The sequence below is a fragment of the Corynebacterium sp. LaCa_70 genome (genome assembly GCF_058182015.1).
Map to the genome: position 1 here is coordinate 310,271 of NZ_CP190914.1, position 19,123 is coordinate 329,393.

At 58.3% G+C, this 19,123-nt stretch carries 17 protein-coding genes; 11 read left to right on the forward strand and 6 right to left on the reverse strand.

Annotation, left to right across the window (positions count from 1 at the left end):
• Positions 1–14 precede the first annotated feature (14 nt).
• The 3 genes from dnaJ to exaC all read left to right on the forward strand — a co-directional run bounded on the left by dnaJ (position 15) and on the right by exaC (position 3,463).
• On the forward strand, positions 15–1,208 hold the full coding sequence (dnaJ, locus tag ACP8MI_RS01360; RefSeq protein ID WP_239211280.1) for a molecular chaperone DnaJ: 1,194 nt from the start codon (positions 15–17) through the stop codon (positions 1,206–1,208).
• Positions 1,209–1,238: 30 nt separating this feature from the next.
• Complete coding sequence (locus tag ACP8MI_RS01365) at positions 1,239–1,694, forward strand: heat shock protein transcriptional repressor HspR (protein WP_239211278.1); 456 nt, start codon at positions 1,239–1,241, stop codon at positions 1,692–1,694.
• 254 nt (positions 1,695–1,948) lie between these two features.
• Positions 1,949–3,463 (forward strand): acetaldehyde dehydrogenase ExaC, encoded by a 1,515-nt coding sequence (exaC, locus tag ACP8MI_RS01370; protein WP_239211275.1) that lies wholly within the window; start codon positions 1,949–1,951, stop codon positions 3,461–3,463.
• Between the two features lie 6 nt (positions 3,464–3,469).
• On the opposite strand, the gene ACP8MI_RS01375 is transcribed toward exaC, so the two are convergent.
• Positions 3,470–4,720 carry an alpha/beta hydrolase gene (locus tag ACP8MI_RS01375; RefSeq protein WP_284589426.1) on the reverse strand — a complete coding sequence of 417 codons (1,251 nt, stop codon included), beginning with the start codon at positions 4,718–4,720 and terminating at the stop codon, positions 3,470–3,472.
• A gap of 2 nt (positions 4,721–4,722) precedes the next feature.
• On the reverse strand, positions 4,723–5,043 hold the full coding sequence (locus tag ACP8MI_RS01380) for a hypothetical protein (protein ID WP_239211264.1): 321 nt from the start codon (positions 5,041–5,043) through the stop codon (positions 4,723–4,725).
• Between the two features lie 112 nt (positions 5,044–5,155).
• Here ACP8MI_RS01380 and ACP8MI_RS01385 point away from each other — a divergent pair, with 112 nt between their 5' ends.
• A complete protein-coding gene (locus ACP8MI_RS01385) occupies positions 5,156–5,983 on the forward strand; it encodes a nitrilase-related carbon-nitrogen hydrolase (protein WP_239211261.1) in 828 nt (275 codons plus the stop codon).
• Here ACP8MI_RS01385 and ACP8MI_RS01390 read toward each other — a convergent pair.
• The 3 genes from ACP8MI_RS01390 to ACP8MI_RS01400 all read right to left on the reverse strand — a co-directional run bounded on the left by ACP8MI_RS01390 (position 5,978) and on the right by ACP8MI_RS01400 (position 10,020).
• On the reverse strand, positions 5,978–6,622 hold the full coding sequence (locus ACP8MI_RS01390) for an ABC transporter ATP-binding protein (protein ID WP_049150405.1): 645 nt from the start codon (positions 6,620–6,622) through the stop codon (positions 5,978–5,980). The two genes, ACP8MI_RS01385 and ACP8MI_RS01390, sit on opposite strands and share 6 nt — an antisense overlap.
• Before the next feature lie 68 nt (positions 6,623–6,690).
• Positions 6,691–8,607: a hypothetical protein gene (locus ACP8MI_RS01395; RefSeq protein ID WP_284812766.1), complete on the reverse strand. Its 1,917-nt coding sequence runs from the start codon at positions 8,605–8,607 to the stop codon at positions 6,691–6,693.
• Between the two features lie 186 nt (positions 8,608–8,793).
• Positions 8,794–10,020: a hypothetical protein gene (locus ACP8MI_RS01400; RefSeq protein ID WP_239211256.1), complete on the reverse strand. Its 1,227-nt coding sequence runs from the start codon at positions 10,018–10,020 to the stop codon at positions 8,794–8,796.
• Positions 10,021–10,280: 260 nt separating this feature from the next.
• Between ACP8MI_RS01400 and ACP8MI_RS01405 the strand changes: the two genes are divergently transcribed.
• From ACP8MI_RS01405 to ACP8MI_RS01415, 3 genes are all read left to right on the forward strand, one after another.
• Positions 10,281–11,678 carry a sodium/glutamate symporter gene (locus tag ACP8MI_RS01405; RefSeq protein WP_239211240.1) on the forward strand — a complete coding sequence of 466 codons (1,398 nt, stop codon included), beginning with the start codon at positions 10,281–10,283 and terminating at the stop codon, positions 11,676–11,678.
• Between the two features lie 184 nt (positions 11,679–11,862).
• The gene (clpB, locus tag ACP8MI_RS01410) at positions 11,863–14,421 is read left to right on the forward strand and encodes an ATP-dependent chaperone ClpB (protein WP_239211237.1); all 2,559 of its coding nucleotides are present in this window, start codon (positions 11,863–11,865) and stop codon (positions 14,419–14,421) included.
• A gap of 79 nt (positions 14,422–14,500) precedes the next feature.
• Complete coding sequence (locus ACP8MI_RS01415) at positions 14,501–15,289, forward strand: putative hydro-lyase (protein ID WP_049168132.1); 789 nt, start codon at positions 14,501–14,503, stop codon at positions 15,287–15,289.
• Here the strand turns inward: ACP8MI_RS01415 and ACP8MI_RS01420 are convergent.
• Entirely contained in the window at positions 15,274–15,498 is a 225-nt protein-coding gene (locus ACP8MI_RS01420; protein ID WP_126844516.1) for a hypothetical protein, read from the reverse strand. The genes ACP8MI_RS01415 and ACP8MI_RS01420 overlap by 16 nt on opposite strands.
• Here ACP8MI_RS01420 and ACP8MI_RS01425 point away from each other — a divergent pair.
• Genes ACP8MI_RS01425 through ACP8MI_RS01440 form a run of 4 tightly spaced genes read left to right on the forward strand, consistent with a single transcriptional unit; the run spans position 15,497 to position 19,123 of the window.
• Entirely contained in the window at positions 15,497–16,327 is an 831-nt protein-coding gene (locus ACP8MI_RS01425; RefSeq protein WP_049168133.1) for a sulfurtransferase, read from the forward strand. The two genes, ACP8MI_RS01420 and ACP8MI_RS01425, sit on opposite strands and share 2 nt — an antisense overlap.
• A gap of 9 nt (positions 16,328–16,336) precedes the next feature.
• Positions 16,337–17,899, forward strand: a complete 1,563-nt coding sequence (locus ACP8MI_RS01430) for a type III secretion system chaperone family protein (protein ID WP_239211228.1) — start codon at positions 16,337–16,339, stop codon at positions 17,897–17,899.
• On the forward strand, positions 17,892–18,434 hold the full coding sequence (pyrE, locus tag ACP8MI_RS01435) for an orotate phosphoribosyltransferase (RefSeq protein ID WP_049150391.1): 543 nt from the start codon (positions 17,892–17,894) through the stop codon (positions 18,432–18,434). Before ACP8MI_RS01430 ends, pyrE begins: the two co-directional genes overlap by 8 nt.
• Positions 18,434–19,123 carry a TrmH family RNA methyltransferase gene (locus ACP8MI_RS01440; RefSeq protein ID WP_147578738.1) on the forward strand — a complete coding sequence of 230 codons (690 nt, stop codon included), beginning with the start codon at positions 18,434–18,436 and terminating at the stop codon, positions 19,121–19,123. The genes pyrE and ACP8MI_RS01440 overlap by 1 nt, the downstream gene beginning before the upstream one ends.

Sequence of the window (19,123 nt, forward strand, 5' to 3'; positions counted from 1 at the left end):
GGAGGGGACGGACCATGTCCCAGAGTGAATGGGCCGATAAGGATTACTACGGGGACCTAGGCGTTTCCTCCGATGCCTCAAAAGCTGAGATTCGCCGCGCTTACCGCAAAATCGCCCGGGAAAACCACCCAGATACCAACCCGGACGACGAGCAGAAACTCGCCAAGTTCAAGGCGGCAGCGTCTGCCTACGACGTGCTTGGCGACGAGAAGAAGCGCAAGGAATACGACGAATTCAAAGCGATGCTGCGTGCTGGGGGCGGCAGGTTTGGAGGCGCCGGCTTTCCCGGCGGGTTTCGCCGCTCGTCGCAAAGCCAAGACAGCTTCTTCTCGCAAGGCGGCCCGGCCGGGGCTGGCGGATTTGGAGGAGCATTTGAAGACGGCGGTCTGGGTGACATCTTCGGCGGCCTCTTTAACCGCGGCGGTGCTGGTGGGCACCAAGCTCGGCCGACGCGAGGCGCCGACGTCGAAACCTCCATTACGCTCGACTTTCGAGAAGCTGCGAAAGGCACGACGATCCCGCTAGAGCTGCGCGGCAACGCACCGTGCACTACCTGCCACGGCTCCGGATCGAAATCCGGAAAACAAGCCACCTGCGGGCAGTGCAACGGAACCGGCTACACCAGCGAAAACCGGGGAGCCTTTGGATTTTCCCAGCCGTGTTCGAACTGCGACGGCACTGGTTCCAAGATCACCGACCCCTGTGAGACCTGCTCGGGAAGCGGAACCGTGAATCGGACCCGTTCGATTACCGTGCGGATCCCGGCCGGTGTCGTCGATGGGCAAAAAGTCCGCCTGGCAGGCCAAGGTGAGGCTGGCCCGCAGGGCAAGCCATCCGGAGATTTGTTCGTTTCGGTTAAGGTTCGTGACGACGAAGTCTTCTCCCGTGACGGCGATGACCTGCTGATCACGGTGCCGGTGTCCTTTGCGGAGCTGGCGCTCGGCGACACGATCACGGTGCCGACCCTGGATGCCCCGGTCCGCGTGAAAATCCCGGCGGGTACTGCCGACGGCCGCACCCTGCGGGTTCGTGGGCGCGGCATCCCGAAATCCTCGGGCAAACACGGTGATTTGCACGTGAAAGTACAGGTCACGGTGCCGACGAGTTTGGATGACGCCGCAAAATCCAGCTTGCGCACGTACGCGCAAGCAGAAAAAGACTCCGGTTTTGATGCCCGCGCTGGTTGGGCCGGAAACCCGAATAAATAACGACAAACAACCACAGGAGGTGACAACACCATGGCGAACGATTCGCACGAGGAATTCCGTGAAGAATATCGCGAGGTCTTCGTTATCTCTGTGGCTGCTGAACTATCCGGCATGCACGCGCAAACCTTGCGCACCTATGACCGGATGGGGTTGGTCTCGCCCGCGCGTACTCGCGGTGGTGGGCGCAGGTATTCGCAGCGCGATATTGCGATGCTGCGCAAGATCCAGCAGTTGTCGCAAGACGATGGCGTTAACCTGGCCGGAATTAAAGCCATCATCGAGTTGACCGAACAACGCGATGCACTCGCCGAAGAGCGTGATGCGTTGGCGGCAGAGGTAGAGGAACTGCGTGGCCAGTTGCGCACTGCTTCCAACCGCGCGCCCGCGAACGCCAGCAAAGGCGAGCTGGTGCACGTCCCGCGGTCTTCTGCCGTGGTGATGTGGGAGCCGCGCTCGTCGCGCCGCGGGCGTGGGCGACGAAATTAGCCCGGCCAACTTTTGGGGGCTAGTTCAAGCATAGTCCCCGATATCCCCGCAGAAACCTGGTGAATTTCCACCGTCTGGTTTCTGCGGGGATATTTTATTCTGCAAAACCTTTCTTTGTGCCCCAGATCACGCTATGCTGTTGTAGTACATCGGCAGGCCGTTGTGACCGCGTTCATAATATGCGGGGTTTTATGTGTAACAAAACGCACATTGGCTGCAACGGCTGCACCATCGCGAAGAAAGGTGTCACCCTCATGACCGTGTACGCAAACCCAGGCGAAGAAGGCTCCATCGTCGAATTCAAAAAGCGCTATGACCACTTCATCGGTGGCGAATGGGTAGCGCCCGCAGAAGGCCAGTATTTGGAAAATATCTCACCGGTAAACGGCAAAGTATTCTGTGAATTCGGCCGCGGCACCAAAGCAGACATCGAAGCCGCACTGGATGCCGCACACAAGGCAGCACCAGCCTGGGGCAAAACCTCGGCAGCAGAACGCTCCCATATCCTGCTGCAGATTGCCCAGCGTATTGAAGATAACCTGGAAGAGATCGCAGTAGCAGAAACCTGGGAAAATGGTAAGGCTGTACGCGAAACCCTGGCTGCGGATATCCCGCTGGCCGTAGACCACTTCCGCTACTTTGCCTCTGCTATCCGCACCCAAGAAGGACGACTCTCACAAATCGACGATGACACCGTCGCCTACCACTTCCATGAGCCACTTGGCGTCGTCGGCCAGATCATTCCGTGGAACTTCCCGATCCTCATGGCAGCCTGGAAATTGGCCCCGGCCCTGGCCAGCGGTAACGCGATCGTATTGAAACCAGCAGAACAAACCCCGGTCTCCATCCTGTACCTGGTGGAAAAGATCGCGGATCTGCTGCCACCCGGCGTACTCAACATTGTCAACGGGCTGGGCGACGAAGCCGGTGTCGCGTTGACATCGTCGGATCGCATCGCGAAGATCGCGTTTACCGGATCCACGCCCGTCGGCAAGCTGATTAATAAGGCTTCGGCAGACAGGATCATCCCGGTCACCCTGGAGCTCGGCGGAAAATCGCCGTCGGTGTTCTTCCCGGACATCATGGACAAAGACGACGAATTCCTGGACAAATGTCTCGAAGGGTTTACCATGTTCGCGCTGAACCAAGGCGAGGTGTGTACTTGCCCATCGCGCGCGTTGATCCACGAAGATATTGCTGATGCATTCCTGGAACGTGCACTTGAGCGGGTGAAGCAGATCAAGATCGGCAACCCGTTGGATACCGAGACCATGATGGGCGCGCAGGCATCCCAGGAACAGATGGACAAGATTGTCTCCTATCTGAAGTCCGGACCAGAAGAAGGCGCAGAAACCCTGATCGGCGGCAACATCAATGAGGTCATCGGCGGTGGCTTTTATATCGAACCAACCGTGTTCAAAGGCACCAACGATATGAAGATTTTCCGTGAAGAAATCTTCGGGCCGGTGCTGTCCGTGGCCACATTCAAGGACTACGACGAAGCCATCAGGATCTCCAACGACACTGACTTCGGCTTGGGCAGTGGTGTGTGGACGCGCAACGGAAATATCGCCTACCGCGCCGGACGTGATATCCAAGCCGGTCGTGTGTGGGTGAACCAGTATCACAACTACCCAGCGCACTCGGCATTCGGCGGCTATAAGCAGTCTGGTTTGGGCCGGGAAAACCACCTGATGATGCTCGGACACTACCAAGAAACTAAGAACGTGCTGGTCTCCTATGCCGAAAACCCCGTCGGGCTGTTCTAAAACTGGTCACTCTGGCCCTGCCAAGCCTCTGCGGCGGGCGAGTTCAGCGAAACCGTCGAGATAAGCCTCATCAGCAAAGAACCCGCTGTGATCGCGCATCCCTTCTCCCGGCCAGGGGTGGGCACCAAACGTGGGCGCGGCCGGGTTCACCCCAAACAGCCCGCCATTGGAATAAGCCATCCCACTGACCGGATCCAAGGCGCGTCGGGCAGCATGAACCTGCGGATTATCGCCCCGCAGGTTCATTTCGTCTGTGTTAGCCAGACCCGTGCCCGGCGAACCAACGAATAGCACGTCGTCGGCACGCATCGGTACCTGGCCACCGGCTGCGTTGCCGACCACCACCGATCCATAGGAATAGCCGACGACCGTGACGTGGTGGTTGGGGTAGCGCGCATCGACGTCGGCAAGAAAATCCCGCAACTGCGGCCCCGCGGTTTTTGCTGCGCCTGTAGATGTACCGCTGAGCAATTGATCTGGGGCATCGTAGCCGTAGACCACACCCGTGCCGCCCATCGCCGCTGCTTGGGTGCGGGCGCGGTCGATTTGCCCACCGATGCTGTCATTGCCGTCCGAACCCACGCCGGGAACGAATACCACCAGGTTATCGGTTTCCTCCGGTGGCGGGCCGACCATGCCTGCCCAGTGTTTATCGGATACTTCCAGCAACCGGAGATCGGGATGATCCACGGTGTGTGCCAAGAGCGGATCGGGCGCCCGGCAGGCTTGGATGGTGTGAATATCATCAACGTCCAGGTCGACGGCACCGTCAGGTCGGGTACCGCCAAGTGCGGAGGGCAAAAAATCTCCCAGACGGTGCGGCAGGTGCTGCGATCCGAAGCACGCGGCCTCAATAGATAAAGCGCAGGCGGCGTCGATGCTTTTGCCAATCAGCTGGATGGCCCGCAACACCTGTGATATCGCCGGGCCGGCAGGAACCGCATTCAAGGTGGCAGTCGCGATGCGTTCTAGGCGCTCGGCCCATTCCATGTGCCCGGCGAAGCTTTCTACGATCCCGGCGATGGTGCGCATGTTGCGCGTTGCCGTGGTGATGGCGTCGATGATCTCACGGGCACGGTCAATACCAGCTCTGGCAGCTGCGCCGTCGAACTCTAAACCCACCATGCTGGTGATGTCACCGGAAAATTGCTGGTGGTCGTGCTCGAGGGCGCTGGCACGGGAGCGGATTCCGGCGGCAGCGGAGTACATTTCTTGCGCGGTGGTGGTCATGCTGGCCTGTGTGGTGGTGAGAGCCATGATCAGTATCCTTTCGCTGCCGACAGCGTGTGGTTGAGGTGATACGCCATGGCCTCGTCGTCTTCGGCGAGTGCGCAGAAGGTTCCGCGCATCTCTGTGAGGTGGGCCTGGAGCTGGTCATCAATGTCGACGGCGGTGTCATACCAGCTGCCTTCCGCATTGCGCAGCGCAGCCAGGGTTGGGGTGGAAGCTGCAGCGCTGGTGGGGTGTGCCGTGCTGGCCGAACCGAGATCAGCTGCACCTGCGATACGCGGTGCGAATCGATGCCGGACGTGCGTGGCGAGTAGGTCAAGAGCAGAATCGGTGAATTGCAGAAAGTTCATGGGTGCGAGTCTGCGTGGGATTGCGCTGCGCGGCTAGCCGGTGCGAGCTATGCCTGTGGATAAATAAAGTTATCCACAACACAGCGCGGTGGTGTGCGATTAGACTGGCATCATGAAGATCGCACTAGTACAGCTGACCTCTGGACCCGACGTGGAAGCCAACTTGGCGCTGGCCAAAGATAAAATTACTGAGGCCGCAGGCAGTGACGCGCAGCTGATTGTGCTGCCGGAAGCGACGTTTCAAGCCTTCGACTCCGGGCGCCTGGATGGCAATGCCCAGGAATATGCCGAGTATTTCACGGAAGAAATCACCACGCTTGCCGACGAACTCGGCGTGATAGTCGTCGTCGGTATGTTCCGCCCCGCCGATACAGTGGAGGTCGACGGGAAAACCATCAACCGTGTGTACAACTCCGCCCTCATCACAGGCGGCGGAAGCAGCGAGTTTTATGACAAGATCCACACCTTCGATGCATTCGCCTACCGCGAATCCGATACCGTGCACCCGGGGGAGAGCACCGTGGTGGTTGATGTCGCCGGACACAAAGTTGGTGTGGCGACCTGCTACGATGTGCGATTCCCGGAGCAATTTAAAAAGATGGCCGATGCTGGTGCACAGCTTGTTGTGCTGCCTACTAGCTGGGCGGATGGCCCGGGCAAGCTGGAGCAATGGCGGGTATTGACGAGCGCCCGGGCACTCGATGCCACGGTGTATCTACTGGCGGCTGGTCAAGCCCGTCCCGGTGGCGCAGATAAGGGTGGGGAAAAATCCGGCCCGACCGGGCTGGGGCATTCGCGGGTGCTGAGTCCTACTGGAGAATTGTTAGCCGAAGCTGGTTACGACGACGAGATCTTGTATGTGGAGCTCGACGATATTGCTGGCGAAATAGCGAAAGCCCGGAAAGCACTACCGGTGCTGCGTGGCACGCGTGAGCTATAGCCGTATTTCTGCGTCACTGAATTCGGTGACGGCGGGATCATGCGTGGAGATGAGTACGGTTGCGCCGTCGTCGGCAAGAGTGCGAAGATGCTTGAGCACGACGTCGCGGTTGGCAGCATCTAAAGCGCCGGTGGGTTCGTCGGCAAGAATGAGCGAGGGGGCGCGCAACAGCAGCCTGGCAACAGCGACGCGCTGCTGTTCACCACCGGATAATGCGTATACTTCCCGAGACGCATAACCTTCGAGGCCTACCGCGGTTAAGGTTGTGTCGATAGCGTGCAGCCCTGGTTTTTTAGCACTGCCTAGCAAAGTTCGCTGGTCGCGCGGAAGTGCAAGAATAAGATTGCTGCGTACGGTTTGCTCGGGGATGAGGGCGTAATCCTGGAATAAATAACCGATGGTATTCCGTCGCAAGGCTCGAAGTTTGCTTTTCGACAGTGCGGTGATGGGGGCGCCTGCAAATTCGATCGAGCCAGAGTCCAAAGTATCGAGTCCACCGATGCAATTAAGCAGAGTGGATTTTCCAGACCCGGAAATTCCTGTGAGAGCGGTGATACGTCCAGTAGCAGCTGTGGCAGTGAAATCACGGAATAGATCTTTCGGGCCGAAACTTTTATTCGCATTTTTGATTTCAAGCATGAGTGATTTCTTTTCTGGTAGCAGGCTTTGAGGTGGTAGCTCGGCATCAGCGTGGCATCAGCCAGACATTACGTGCGGTGGCGGATTTGGGCACGTTCACGTGCAATGATGGTGAAAAATACAGTAAGTGCGGTGCAAACGGGAATGGCGAAAACGGATAGGGCAGTAAAAATCGACGGTGCTTCCAAACGTAATATCCAGCTCATCGGGGTATTGATGGCTAAATAATCTTGGTACGAGAAATACCTGTGAACTAGCCAGATAGCGATGGCGAACACATAGAGAAGTTCTGTGATAATTAACGCTCGGAATTTTCGTCGTGCGGGATAGCCCAGAATCTCGTAAACCCGGAGTCTGTGGTGGTGGCGGTTGAAAAACAACACGGTGCTAGAAATTGCGGCGATGATAATGATCAATATCGCCACCAGCGTGGAAAAAGTCGTGTTGCGCAGATCAGAATATAACGACTTGTTGGACTGAGCCCAATAATCAATCATGGGACGGCTGGCTAAGACGTACTTTCCGGCAGGAGATTCATTGCGTAATTGTTCTATGGCACCGTGGTCAGTGAATAGAATTTCGGTTCGGGTGAGAGTTGCACTGATGTTGTGGTCGCTGAGCGGCTCCAAACCTGGAGGCAAAATTACGAGTTCTGGAGAATGCACCAATGGAGACTTAGTCAGCGAACCATGAGGATTGAAATAATCAAAAACCGTAAATGGTTGTTTATAGTATTCGACCCTGGTGCGTTGTGCAGGATCGTAGTCGGTGTTCTCTGCGAATTCTGCTTCCCCGGCGAGACCTTCGCGAATTTCTGTCACTACTGCTGCATCAGCTGCTGCGGGAAGATAAATAATAGTTTCATTTTTCTTGGCAGCATCGGAAAGTACTTCCTCAGAAATCGGGGTTTCTTGTCGCGCGAACTCCTGGTTCACCAGTATCCGACCAGTTGTGGAAAATTCTAACGAAGACTGCCAGAAGCTATTGATGAATAGTAGTTTTTGCTCGTGATCGAGCCTGCGTAATTCGGGCCCCAATTGCTTCATATCATCGCCAATTCCGCCGGATACTAAAGCGCTGAATACATCGCTACGCTTGGCCCATTCCTCAGAATATTCCGCATGACGGTTGGCTTCCTGGATAAACATGACAAGTGATGCGATTGACGCTAAGCCAAAAAACAGTGCGACGATGCGAATGCCATGGGCGGAAAAAGACAGTGGGCGGGAAACAAGGTTGCCCTTGAGCGCACCAAGAACGTTGGTGCGTGTGATGACGACAAATGCTGCAACATAACCTGTTACAGCACAGAAAACTCCCATGCCTGCGAAGATAAACACGTTTGCGGAATAGAGCTGCCATTGTGCGAAGCCATTGTAGCCGTGAAGGAAGAAGGTGGTGCCAGCACTAACTACCACGGCGGTGCCAGCAATCGCGGGGACGCTGGAGCGCCAATCACCGAAAATGCTGAAGCTGTGCGGTAACCCGTGCACATTGTGGATTGCATAACGGCGACTGCCGAGAATGACATGCAGCCCGGCAAGGATAAAAGTCAATAAGCCAATGATTACGGCCGTCAGTTTTACCGGGGTTGGAATTGTTGCCAACAATGAACCATCATCCGTTGGCACGGTAGTGTATCCGTGTTCGTGTGCTAGATCTGCAAATTTCTCTTTGATATCTGGTGGTCCATTGAGGTAATAAATTCCGCGAACGTCATCGCTATTCAGGCGAGAAAAACTGGTAATGGTTCTGGTTTTTTGTGGATCAAAGGGCTGCGGATTTCTCGTTCCCGCTAACCATCGTGCAACCTGGTTATCGGATGCATCACTACCTGTGGCAATAGCTAAATGAGTGTGTTCTGCAGCGAGATCACCATTGACGACATCAAAGGCGATTGTTGCGTCATGGTCGTCGACGAAGTTTTGTAGGTCATTGCGAAAGTCAGTGGCGATGGGAAGCCCGGAGGCATCGTCGATGACCACAGCGGCTTCGTTGAATGGCAGCAGCCTGTCATCCAGGAAGCTCGTCGCGGAAAATGCGGCGATCGGACTAAGCAGAAAAGCGAAGCTTAAGCTTAGCGACAACAAATTGAATTGTCGTTTCATGTAGTCATTTAAGCAAAACTACTATGGTAAGTCTACGATTTTGTCTTTTTCGAATAAATAACTTTACTGGTTTTTCGCCGTCGGCGCGGTATCCACACCCGTGCGAACCCAGCTCTGGGTCTGCACGGTATCCGGGTCTAATCCGGCTGCCGTAAAAGCGTCCAGCATCCCCGTGACTTCAGCTTCCGGACCCAAGATAAACACGTCGTGCTCGGACCAATCGCGGTAGTGAGCGATTGTCTCTTCTGGTTTTTCCTCCACCGATAAGCTCGCAGATGAGCCGGTGTCCTCGCCGTCGTTGTCGTCGGCAAGCACCCGCTGCAGGTCGCGACGCCGGGCACGTTGTGGTTTCAACCAGTGCGGATCAGAATCATGGCGGGCAAATGCGTGCACATCCAACCACGGGGTGAGGTTATCCAGGCTGTTAAGCGTGGCCAACTCATAATGCTGGCCGGGAAAATCATTAATCACCAGCGCTTGCACCGGGGCATGCTGCTCGCCGTGGGCATCAAAGGCCGCGAATAATAAACAGCGCAGGGTAGCCACCGCGGTCCCAAAAGCAATGATGAGGCTTTCACGATGCGGATCCAGCTCCAGCTGGCCAGCCGGGTTGCCCAGTGTCCACTGATCTCCGGGGCGCGTCATCATGAACCGCCGCGAATATCCCGACGCGCCAGGAAGCTGCGAGACATCGCGAACGTGAAACTCTAGTGTGCCGCAGCCATCTGCGGGGCGGGCAGCCGCCAAAGTGCGCCATACGCCCGGCATCAAGGTGGTAGCCACAGAAAAATACTGCCCGGGCTCATAATCAACCGGCAGACCACATTCCAGGCGCACGATGCGGGTATGGGCATCAGCGCGCTCGACATCGATCACCTGCCCCATGTGTGCGGGCGGAATCCCCGCCACATCCGCCTCGTGCGCAGCAGCGGACATACACTCGACGATGTCGTCGACAAGCGCACCGGCCTGCTGCAGCACGTCGTCGGCAAGATCGATCTCTGCTAAAGCCTGGCGGGTGGCAGTGGCGAAAATAGGGTAGGTATCCGGCGGGAAACCGTGCCGACGGTGCGAGCGGCCCAGGTCAGCGAAATACTCATCGAGGTCCGGGGCATCGAAGGCTGCGGCGAAAGACTCGGCGAGCCCGCGGTGGGCCTGCGAAGCATCCATGGGGAAAGACTGGCGGGCGTCGGGAAGAGCCGCGAAAAAATGGCGGTGCACCGCATCCCGGAACGTCGCAGGGTGGGCGCGCAGGTGCGTGGCGAGGCTGGCGAGATCCCGGATAGTCATGCCTCCACAATATCGCGCGGACCGGGCGGGGCAGGTTGGGTTGGTTGGGCGGTGCTGGCTGTGCTGGCTGGGCAGCGTTGAGCGAGAACTCGATAGCAATGGGTAGCACAATTACGGCATGGGTACTATGATCATCTCGTTCTCGTGCTGTGTTTTGATCGCCGTATCAAGCGCGGCTTCGTCTAGATCACACGATAGCGCGTCCAGGCGCAAGCATCGCACGATCTAGTTCACGCTCACTCTGTAAAGGCAGGTGTTTCATGGAAGGCTTTTCCGCGTACGACCTCATGCTCGACGTTGGCTTTATTTCGTTGCTGATGATTATCGGTAACGTATTGCGCCATCGCATCAAATTCTTCTTCCAGGACCTGCTGTTGCCCGCACCAGTGACTGCTGGTTTGTTGGGCTTGCTGCTGGGGCCCAACGTTTTGAATATCGTCGGTTTTTCCGAAAACCTGGGCAGTTATACCTCCATCCTGATCGCCGTGGTGTTCGCGTCCATGGCTTATTCCATGGAACTGGGCGGCTCCGTGCGCAAGGGTGCGCGCAACATGTGGGCGTATTCCACCTTCATGTTCACCGCGCAGTGGGGCCTGTTCGTCGTGTTGGGCGTGTACCTGTTCGCGCCGGTATTTGATACTCCGGATTGGTTCGGCATGATGCTGCCGGTTGGTTTCACCGGTGGTTTCGGTACCGCAGCGGCCGTGGGTGGCGCGCTGGAAGGCGTTGGTGCTGCTGAGGCTTCGTCGCTGGGCTTTACCTCTGCAACCGTCGGCACTCTGGCCGCGATTATTGGTGGTGTGATCGCGGGTAACTGGGGTATCCGCCGGAATAAAGTCTCGCAGCTTCCCGGCGAGCTGCCAGAAGAACTGCGCCGCGGCTACATCAAAAACCTCAGCGAACGCCCATCGATTGGCCGTGCCTCCACCAACCCATCGGCCATCGAGCCACTCGCACTGCACCTAGGCTTCATCATGTTGACGGTGCTGACCGCCTACGGCATCAACACCGGAATTTCCCACCTGTGGGAAAACGTCTCCATCCCGCTATTTGCGATGTCCCTGGTGGTGGGCCTGATTTTCCGTGCCGTCATGAACGGCATTGGTGCCGGTGATTACCTGGATAAAGACACCGTTTCTTCGGTATCCGGTGCGTCGACGGATTACCTGATCGCCTTCGGTATCGCAGCGATTGTGCCTGCTGCCGTGGCTTCTTACTGGCAGGCGTTGTTGCTGTTGTTTGTTCTGGGCACTGTGTTCTGTACCTTCTTCTTGCTGTGGTTCCCGGCAGAATTCTTCGGCGCTGCGTGGCTGGAGCGCGGAATCTTCGGTTGGGGCTGGGCAACGGCAACGGTGGCCACGGGTATTGCCATCCTGAAGATCGTCGACCCGAAGCTGAAATCCGGAACCTTGTCCGAATACGGCGTGGCTTATGTGGGCTTCGGCCCATTTGAGATCGGTATGACGGTACTGGCTCCGCTGGCAGTGATCTATGGAATGACTGCCGGGCTGGGTTGGCTGGCGCTGGCGATTGCTATCGCGGTGTACCTGACCGCCAAGTTTGGTGGCTGGATGCCGGTGCGCGGCGCGATCATGGCCAAGGGCGTGGTGGACGTCAATGGCAACGGGCCGGATCCTGCGATGCAGGGCAAGGCGTAGGCGAGATGGGCGTTGCCCCAAACTTGAGTGGGTGCGACTCAAGTATCTAGTAAAGAATTCCACAAAATCTTAACTTGAGTGGAATAGACTCAACTCATGGTGTGTTGTATCCAATGAAGCCCCTGAAACGGTGTCACAATAACGGTGACGAAAGCAGGGAAGAACAGGGAGGATATGACACACCATGAGTTCTTTTAACCCCACGACAAAAACCCAAGAAGCCCTTCAGTCCGCGCTGCAAACCGCCTCGGCGGCAGGCAACCCGGACATTCGCCCAGCACACCTGCTACAGGCGATCCTCAGCCAAGAAGAAGGCATTGCCACCCCGGTATTGAAGGCCACCGGAGTAGACCCCGATACGGTACGCAAAGAAGCCACCGAATTAGTAGAGGGCTACCCCAAAGCCGAAGGCGCAGGTGTGGCCAAGCCGAACTTTAACCGCGATGGGCTGAACGTTCTCACCAAAGCCCAAGAGTTGGCTGGTGAGCTTGGCGACGAATACGTTTCCACCGAGGTGCTGCTGGCTGCCATCGCAGCCTCGAAAACCGACGCCGCGCAGCTGCTGACCTCCCGTGGCGCTACCTACGACGCCATCAAAGGCGCATTCCCGGCCGTGCGTGGGGCTGCGAAGGTGACCACGGAAAACCCGGAGGATTCCTTCCAAGCACTGGAGAAATACTCCACCGACCTCACCGCGCAGGCCCGCGAAGGCAAGATTGACCCCGTCATTGGGCGTGATTCGGAAATCCGCCGCGTCGTGCAGGTGCTATCCCGCCGCACGAAGAACAACCCGGTGCTTATCGGTGAGCCGGGCGTCGGCAAGACCTCCATCGTGGAAGGCCTGGCACGCCGCATCGTCGGTGGTGACGTGCCAGAATCGCTGAAAGGCAAGCGCCTGGTTTCGCTGGATCTCGGTTCGATGGTTGCGGGTGCGAAATACCGCGGCGAATTCGAGGAGCGGCTGAAGGCCGTGCTGGAAGAGATTAAATCTTCGGACGGCGAGATCATCACGTTCATTGACGAGCTGCACACGCTGGTTGGTGCCGGTGCTACTGGCGAAGGTTCGATGGATGCCGGCAATATGATCAAACCGATGCTGGCGCGCGGCGAACTGCGGCTGGTTGGTGCGACCACGCTGGATGAATACCGCAAATACATCGAAAAAGACGCCGCGCTGGAGCGTCGTTTCCAGCAGACCTACGTCGGTGAGCCTTCGGTGGAAGACACGATCGGCATCCTGCGTGGCCTGAAGGAACGCTACGAAGTACACCACGGTGTGCGCATCCAGGATTCCGCGCTGGTGCAGGCCGCCGAGCTATCCAACCGGTACATCACCAACCGCTTCCTGCCGGATAAGGCCATCGATCTTGTCGACGAAGCTGGCTCCCGGTTGCGCATGGAAATCGATTCCTCGCCGCAGGAAATCGACGAGCTCGAGCGCATCGTCCGCCGCATGGAAATCGAAGAGTTGGCGCTGAAGAAAGAATCCGACGCCGCGTCCAAAGAACGGCTGGTGCGCCTGCAGCAAGAGCTGGCGGACCAACGCGAATCACTGGGCGAGCTGAAAGCCCGCTGGGCGAACGAGAAAAAGGCCATCGATGATGTGCAGGCGCTGAAAGAAGAACTCGACGATCTGCGTCGGCAAGCAGAAATCGCCGAGCGTGAAGGCGACTACGAGAAAGTCTCCACGCTGCGCTACGGCCGCATCAACGAGCTGGAACGCGAAATCGCCGTGGCTGAGAAGAAAGCCGCTGAGCAGGCGCGCAGCAACACCATGCTCAGCGAGGAAGTCACCCCGGATACTATCGCCGAGGTAGTCTCTGCCTGGACCGGCATTCCGGCGGGCAAGATGCTGCAGGGTGAGACGGAAAAGCTGCTGGATATGGAGAATATCCTGGCTCGCAGAGTCGTCGGACAGAAAGACGCGGTGGTGGCGGTCTCCGATGCGGTGCGTCGCTCCCGCGCGGGCATCGCCGACCCGAACCGGCCAACTGGTTCCTTCCTGTTCCTGGGGCCCACGGGCGTCGGCAAGACTGAGCTGGCGAAAGCGCTGGCGGAGTTCATGTTCGATGACGAATCCGCGATGGTGCGCATCGATATGTCTGAATACGGCGAGAAGCACTCGGTTTCGCGGTTGGTCGGTGCCCCTCCGGGATACGTCGGCCACGATGCGGGCGGCCAGTTGACTGAGGCCGTACGACGTCGCCCGTACACGCTGGTGCTTTTCGACGAGGTGGAAAAGGCCCACTCGGATGTTTTCGACGTGCTGTTGCAGGTACTCGACGAAGGTCGGCTGACCGACGGGCAGGGTAGGACCGTGGACTTCCGCAACACGGTGATCATCCTGACCTCGAACCTGGGTGCCGGTGGCAACCGCGAGCAGATCATGGATGCGGTGAAGGCCGCCTTCAAGCCGGAGTTCATTAACCGCCTGGATGATGTGGTGACCTTCGAGCCGCTATCCAGCGAATTGTTGGAAGGCATTGTGGATATTCAGCTGGATACGCTGCGCGAACGCCTGGCTGGCAAACGCCTAAGCCTGAGTGTGGATGCGGCGGCGAAGGCCTGGTTGGCTGAGCGCGGGTATGATCCCGCCTACGGTGCGCGTCCGCTGCGCCGGTTGATCCAGCAGGCCATCGGCGACAAGCTGGCGCGGCTGGTGCTGGCCGGTGAGGTCGTGGACGGCGATGCTGTGCACGTCTCGCTTGCCGACGGCGGCGAGGAGCTGGCGATTTCCAGCTAGTAGCTGAACTGCCCGGTGCGTACTGGGTGGCTGCGTACCGGGCTGCGCGCTGGCTGGCTAGCGCACTAGCCTGGAGTGCATGGATACTCGCAGCTTCAGCCCAGCACAGGCCCGCCGGAAGTTTCGTGAGGGGTTGGTGACCCCGACCAGCGGCTGGTCTGCCGGGTATACGCAGGCCAACTTGCTCGCGTTGCCGCGTGAGCTGGCCTTTGATTTCTTGCTGTTTGCCCAGCGCAACCCGAAACCGTGCCCGGTATTGGAGGTATTGGAGCCGGGGCAGGTGCGCGGCGGCATCTTTGCTGCGGACGAGGCCGATGTGCGCACCGACGCCCCGGCCTACCGCGTGTTCAAAAATGGCGAGCTTGTTGACGAGGTCCCTGATGCGCGCGAGGCGTGGCGGGATGATCTCGTAGCATTTTTATTAGGCTGTTCTTTTAGTTTTGAACACCCACTGTTGGATAGTGGTGTGCCGGTTCGACACATTCCCGCGGGGCGTAATGTGCCGATGTACAACACCACTATTGCCTGCCGTCCAGCGGGGAGTTTGTCGGGCAACCTGGTGGTTTCATTGCGGATGATTCCGGCGGCGAAAGTCTCTGATGCAGTGCGTATTAGTTCACGTTTCCCCGCGGTGCACGGCGCACCGGTTCATATTGGGGATCCGGAAGCGCTGGGGATTACAGATTTAGATGCGCCGGATTTCGGCGACCGGCCGGTTTCTGAAAACGGCGATATTCCGGTGTTCTGGGCGTGTGGAGTGACTCCACAGGCGATGGTAATGCAGTCACGTCCCGAACTGGCGATTACTCATGCGCCTGGGCATATGTTGATTACTGATCAAGAAGACCGTCGCTACCAGGTGCCATAGGAATGATTCGGGTTAGCTGTATGCAAATATACCGATGGATATTTTAAATAAAATATGTTCGGGTAGAGGACATTAGCGTCGAGCAGGGCTATTGGAAAATTAATCGTAATTTCCTCAACGACGCTGAATTCAACACCTGGCTGGGCTTGCTCTGCATCATCTTTCAGGGGCCGAACGTCGGCACGCGTTTGCCCTACACTGGAAGTCATGAGCGTCCTGGTCAGTGCCGAAGAATTACACGAGAGAATCCACCGTGGAGACAAACTCACCCTGCTAGCTACCACCTGGGTTCCGGGGCAGGGAAACAGCTTCCGACAATTCCGCGCCGGGCATATTCCCACTGCCCAGCACGTCAACCCCGCTACCACTCTGGCCGGCTTGCCAGGGTCGAAGGCTGGCCGCAACCCGTTGCCGGATCCGGTGCGTCTGCAAGCCAACGTTAATCGCTGGGGGTTGCGTGGTGATCGGCCAGTGGTGGTTTATGACGATGGCCAGGGCTTTTTTGCGGGCCGTGCCTGGTGGGTGCTGCGCTGGGCGGGTATTAAAAATGTGTCCATTTTGGATGGTGGATTGGCACAGTGGTATCGCAAAGGCTTCGACACCATGTGCGGGCCTGGCAATATCGCGATGGGCTCTGCGCTGACGATCCAGCCGGGGTCTATGCCTTCGGCCACTATTGACGAGGTACGCAATTTCGATGGCACGCTCGTCGACACCCGTTCTTTTTGGCGTTATTCCGGCAAACAAGAAAATTTGGATTTGAAAGCCGGTCACATCCCAGGCGCGGTGAATGCGTCCATGCGGGATCTGCTGACTCCGAATCGCCTGGCCAAGCCAAAAGAAGAAATCCGTGAGGTCTTTGCCAAAGCAGGCGTGACTAAAGGCGAGGGCACCGTGTTTTATTCCGGTTCTGGAAACCACTCCGGCCTGGCGCTGGCCCTGGCGGAACACGTTGGGCTGACCGGTGCGTCGCATTACGTGGGCGGATGGTCGCAGTGGTCGGCGAATGCTGCCAATCCTGTGGAAACTTCACGTTAAACTAACTGCATGCCGTATGTTCTACTAACTCTGGCCGTCATCGCCGGGGCCGCAGCCGTATTTTTGTGGTACCTGGATTCGAAGCAGCGCCGTACCCAGCACCAGGATTCGCCTGCTGCCGTGGAGTCAGCGGAGCAGGAAGGCCGCACCACCACTGGTGCTGCGCTTGCCGACGATAATTTTTCTGACGAGCCCATTTCCGACGAGCCAGGCACTACGGAAGAACACGCTGAATGGTCCGCCCAAGCCAGCTATGGCGACGTGCCGATCCGGGGGCGAGTCCTAGATGATGAAGAACTCGCGACCGCGGAACAGCTGCCACAACATGATCCACAACATGATGATGTGCTGGACGGCGAATCGGCCGCCGATGATGCACTGGACGGCGAACCGATCGCCGATGACGTGCTTGCCGACGATTACCACGACGAAACCGTCGAAACCGACGAAAGCGTCGGGGATACCGAGGAAGCCGACGATGCTGTCGACGCTGCCGATGCTTTAACCGACGATTCCGCGCTCCCTGAGCAAGAAACAGATGTAGAACAACAACCTGAGCCACGGCAAGAACCAGAACCAGAACAACAGCCTGAGCCCGCGCCCGAGCTAGAGCCAGAACTAGAACAACACCCAACCCCCGTCGCCAAGCCAGCCGGCCCACGCCGCGATTCCATCATCCCGGGCGCACTGCGCCGAGAGCGTCGGCAGTGGGCAGAAAAGAACGGGTTCAGCTTTGCCAAGCACGACGATTACCTCGTTGATGAGTGGACCCGCGGTGCCGCTGCTGGCGGGGCGGCGCCGAAAGATATCGTGCAAGGTTCGGCCTATGGCCACGAGATGGTGTTGATGGATCTCGGCGGCGTGAACGTCATGGCCATGCGCACCGGGGCGGCGACTGAAATTGTCGTGGATTTCCGTCGTGCGGACCGTGACCAGCGCACTGACCGCACCACCGACGAAGCGGGTTTTGATGACCTGCTGGAGGTCGGACACATCGGAGATTTCACGGCCTATGCCACCGATGCCGCCGTCGCTAGCCGCATGATCGACGCCCGCGTGGTCACCGCCTGCGACAACCTGCCGGAGATCGTCACCGCGGTGTGGATCGAATCCGATTGGGTACTGGCGCAAACCGATAAAGGCTCCCACGCCGCGGACTGGGATGAGATGCTGGCGCCACTAGGGCTGCTTGCCGACGCCGCCCGCGTGTTACCCCCACGATCGATGGCAAAGCAAATTTTAAAATTCGACGGGGCGGATCCCACCCGGATGATGGGTCCGAAACAGCCCCCGGTCTTCGAGAATAATCAGCCGCTGCGTGTCGTCCCGGACCCGCAGGATCATCCGCCGGTGCAACGCCCCAGCGAACCTGTGGAACTGCCAACTCGCAGCAAAGCCGATGCCCGCGGCTACCTGGAACCATACGCGTTGGGTGTCGACGAAGTAGATGCCATTGCCGACGGCGTCGACAAGCCAGATGAGAGTGGCCATCGGAAACACCCGCACGTGAAACGCGACCTGTCTGCCGGGCCGTCGATTTTTGGTGATGACTACAGTGGTAGCCATGACTGAGAAAACCCAAGACCTGTCCCGCCTGGCCGAACTCGTTCGTGAGCTTGCCGTTGTCCACGGGCGCGTAACCTTGTCATCCGGCAAAGAGGCCGATTACTACGTGGACCTGCGCCGCGCGACGCTGCACCATGAGGCCTCCGGCCTGATTGGCTCGTTGTTGCGTGAAAAAACCGCGGACTGGGACTACGTTGCCGCCGGTGGCCTGACCTTGGGCGCGGACCCGGTGGCCACCTCGATCATGCATGCCGACGGCCGCCCGATCGATTCATTCGTGGTGCGGAAAGAAGCGAAAAAACACGGTATGCAGCGCCGCATCGAAGGCGTCAATGTCGAGGGACAGAAAGTGCTGGTTGTGGAAGATACCACCACCACGGGTAATTCCCCGTTGACTGCTGTTGCTGCACTGCGTGAAGCTGGCGCGGAAGTCGTTGGCGTAGCCACCGTCGTGGACCGCGCTACCGGTGCCGCCGATGCCATCCGCGCCGAAGGCCTGGAATATCGCAGCCTGTTGGGCTTGGATGACCTGGGTCTGTAATGGCCGAGAACGAAGCAACGAGCACCCCAGAGCGCGCTAGTTCGCCGGAGCACAAAGGCCCGACGGAATGGGCAGAAGGTCGGCATGGCGTCGGGCCGTGGGAAGGCCCGGTGCCGGATGATCCCCGCTTAGATCCGGAGCTGCTTGCCGAAGGTGACCGGCGCAACGTCGTCGATGCTTACCGGTATTGGAAGCGCGAGGCGATCATCGAAGATATCGATACTCGCCGGCATGAGCTGCATATCGCGATCGAGAATTTCGAAAACGATGCGAATATCGGCACGGTGGTGCGCACGGCGAATGCTTTTGCCGTGGACACGGTGCATATCGTCGGCAGGCGGCGCTGGAACCGCCGTGGGGCGATGGTCACCGACCGCTACCAGCATCTGCAGCACCACAGTGACGTCGCCACGCTCATGGCCTGGGCAGCAGAAAATGGTCTAACCGTCGTGGCCATCGATAACACGCCTGGGTGCGTGCCGTTGGAAACTGCCGAGTTGCCGCGGCGCTGTTTGCTGGTTTTCGGCCAGGAAGGCCCTGGGGTGAGTGCGGAAACCAGCCAGGCGTCGGTGATGACGTGTTCGATTGCGCAGTTTGGTTCGACGCGTTCCATCAACGCCGGGGTGGCTGCTGGGATTGCGATGCACGCGTGGGTGCGGCAGCACGCGGATCTGGATCAGGCCTGGTAG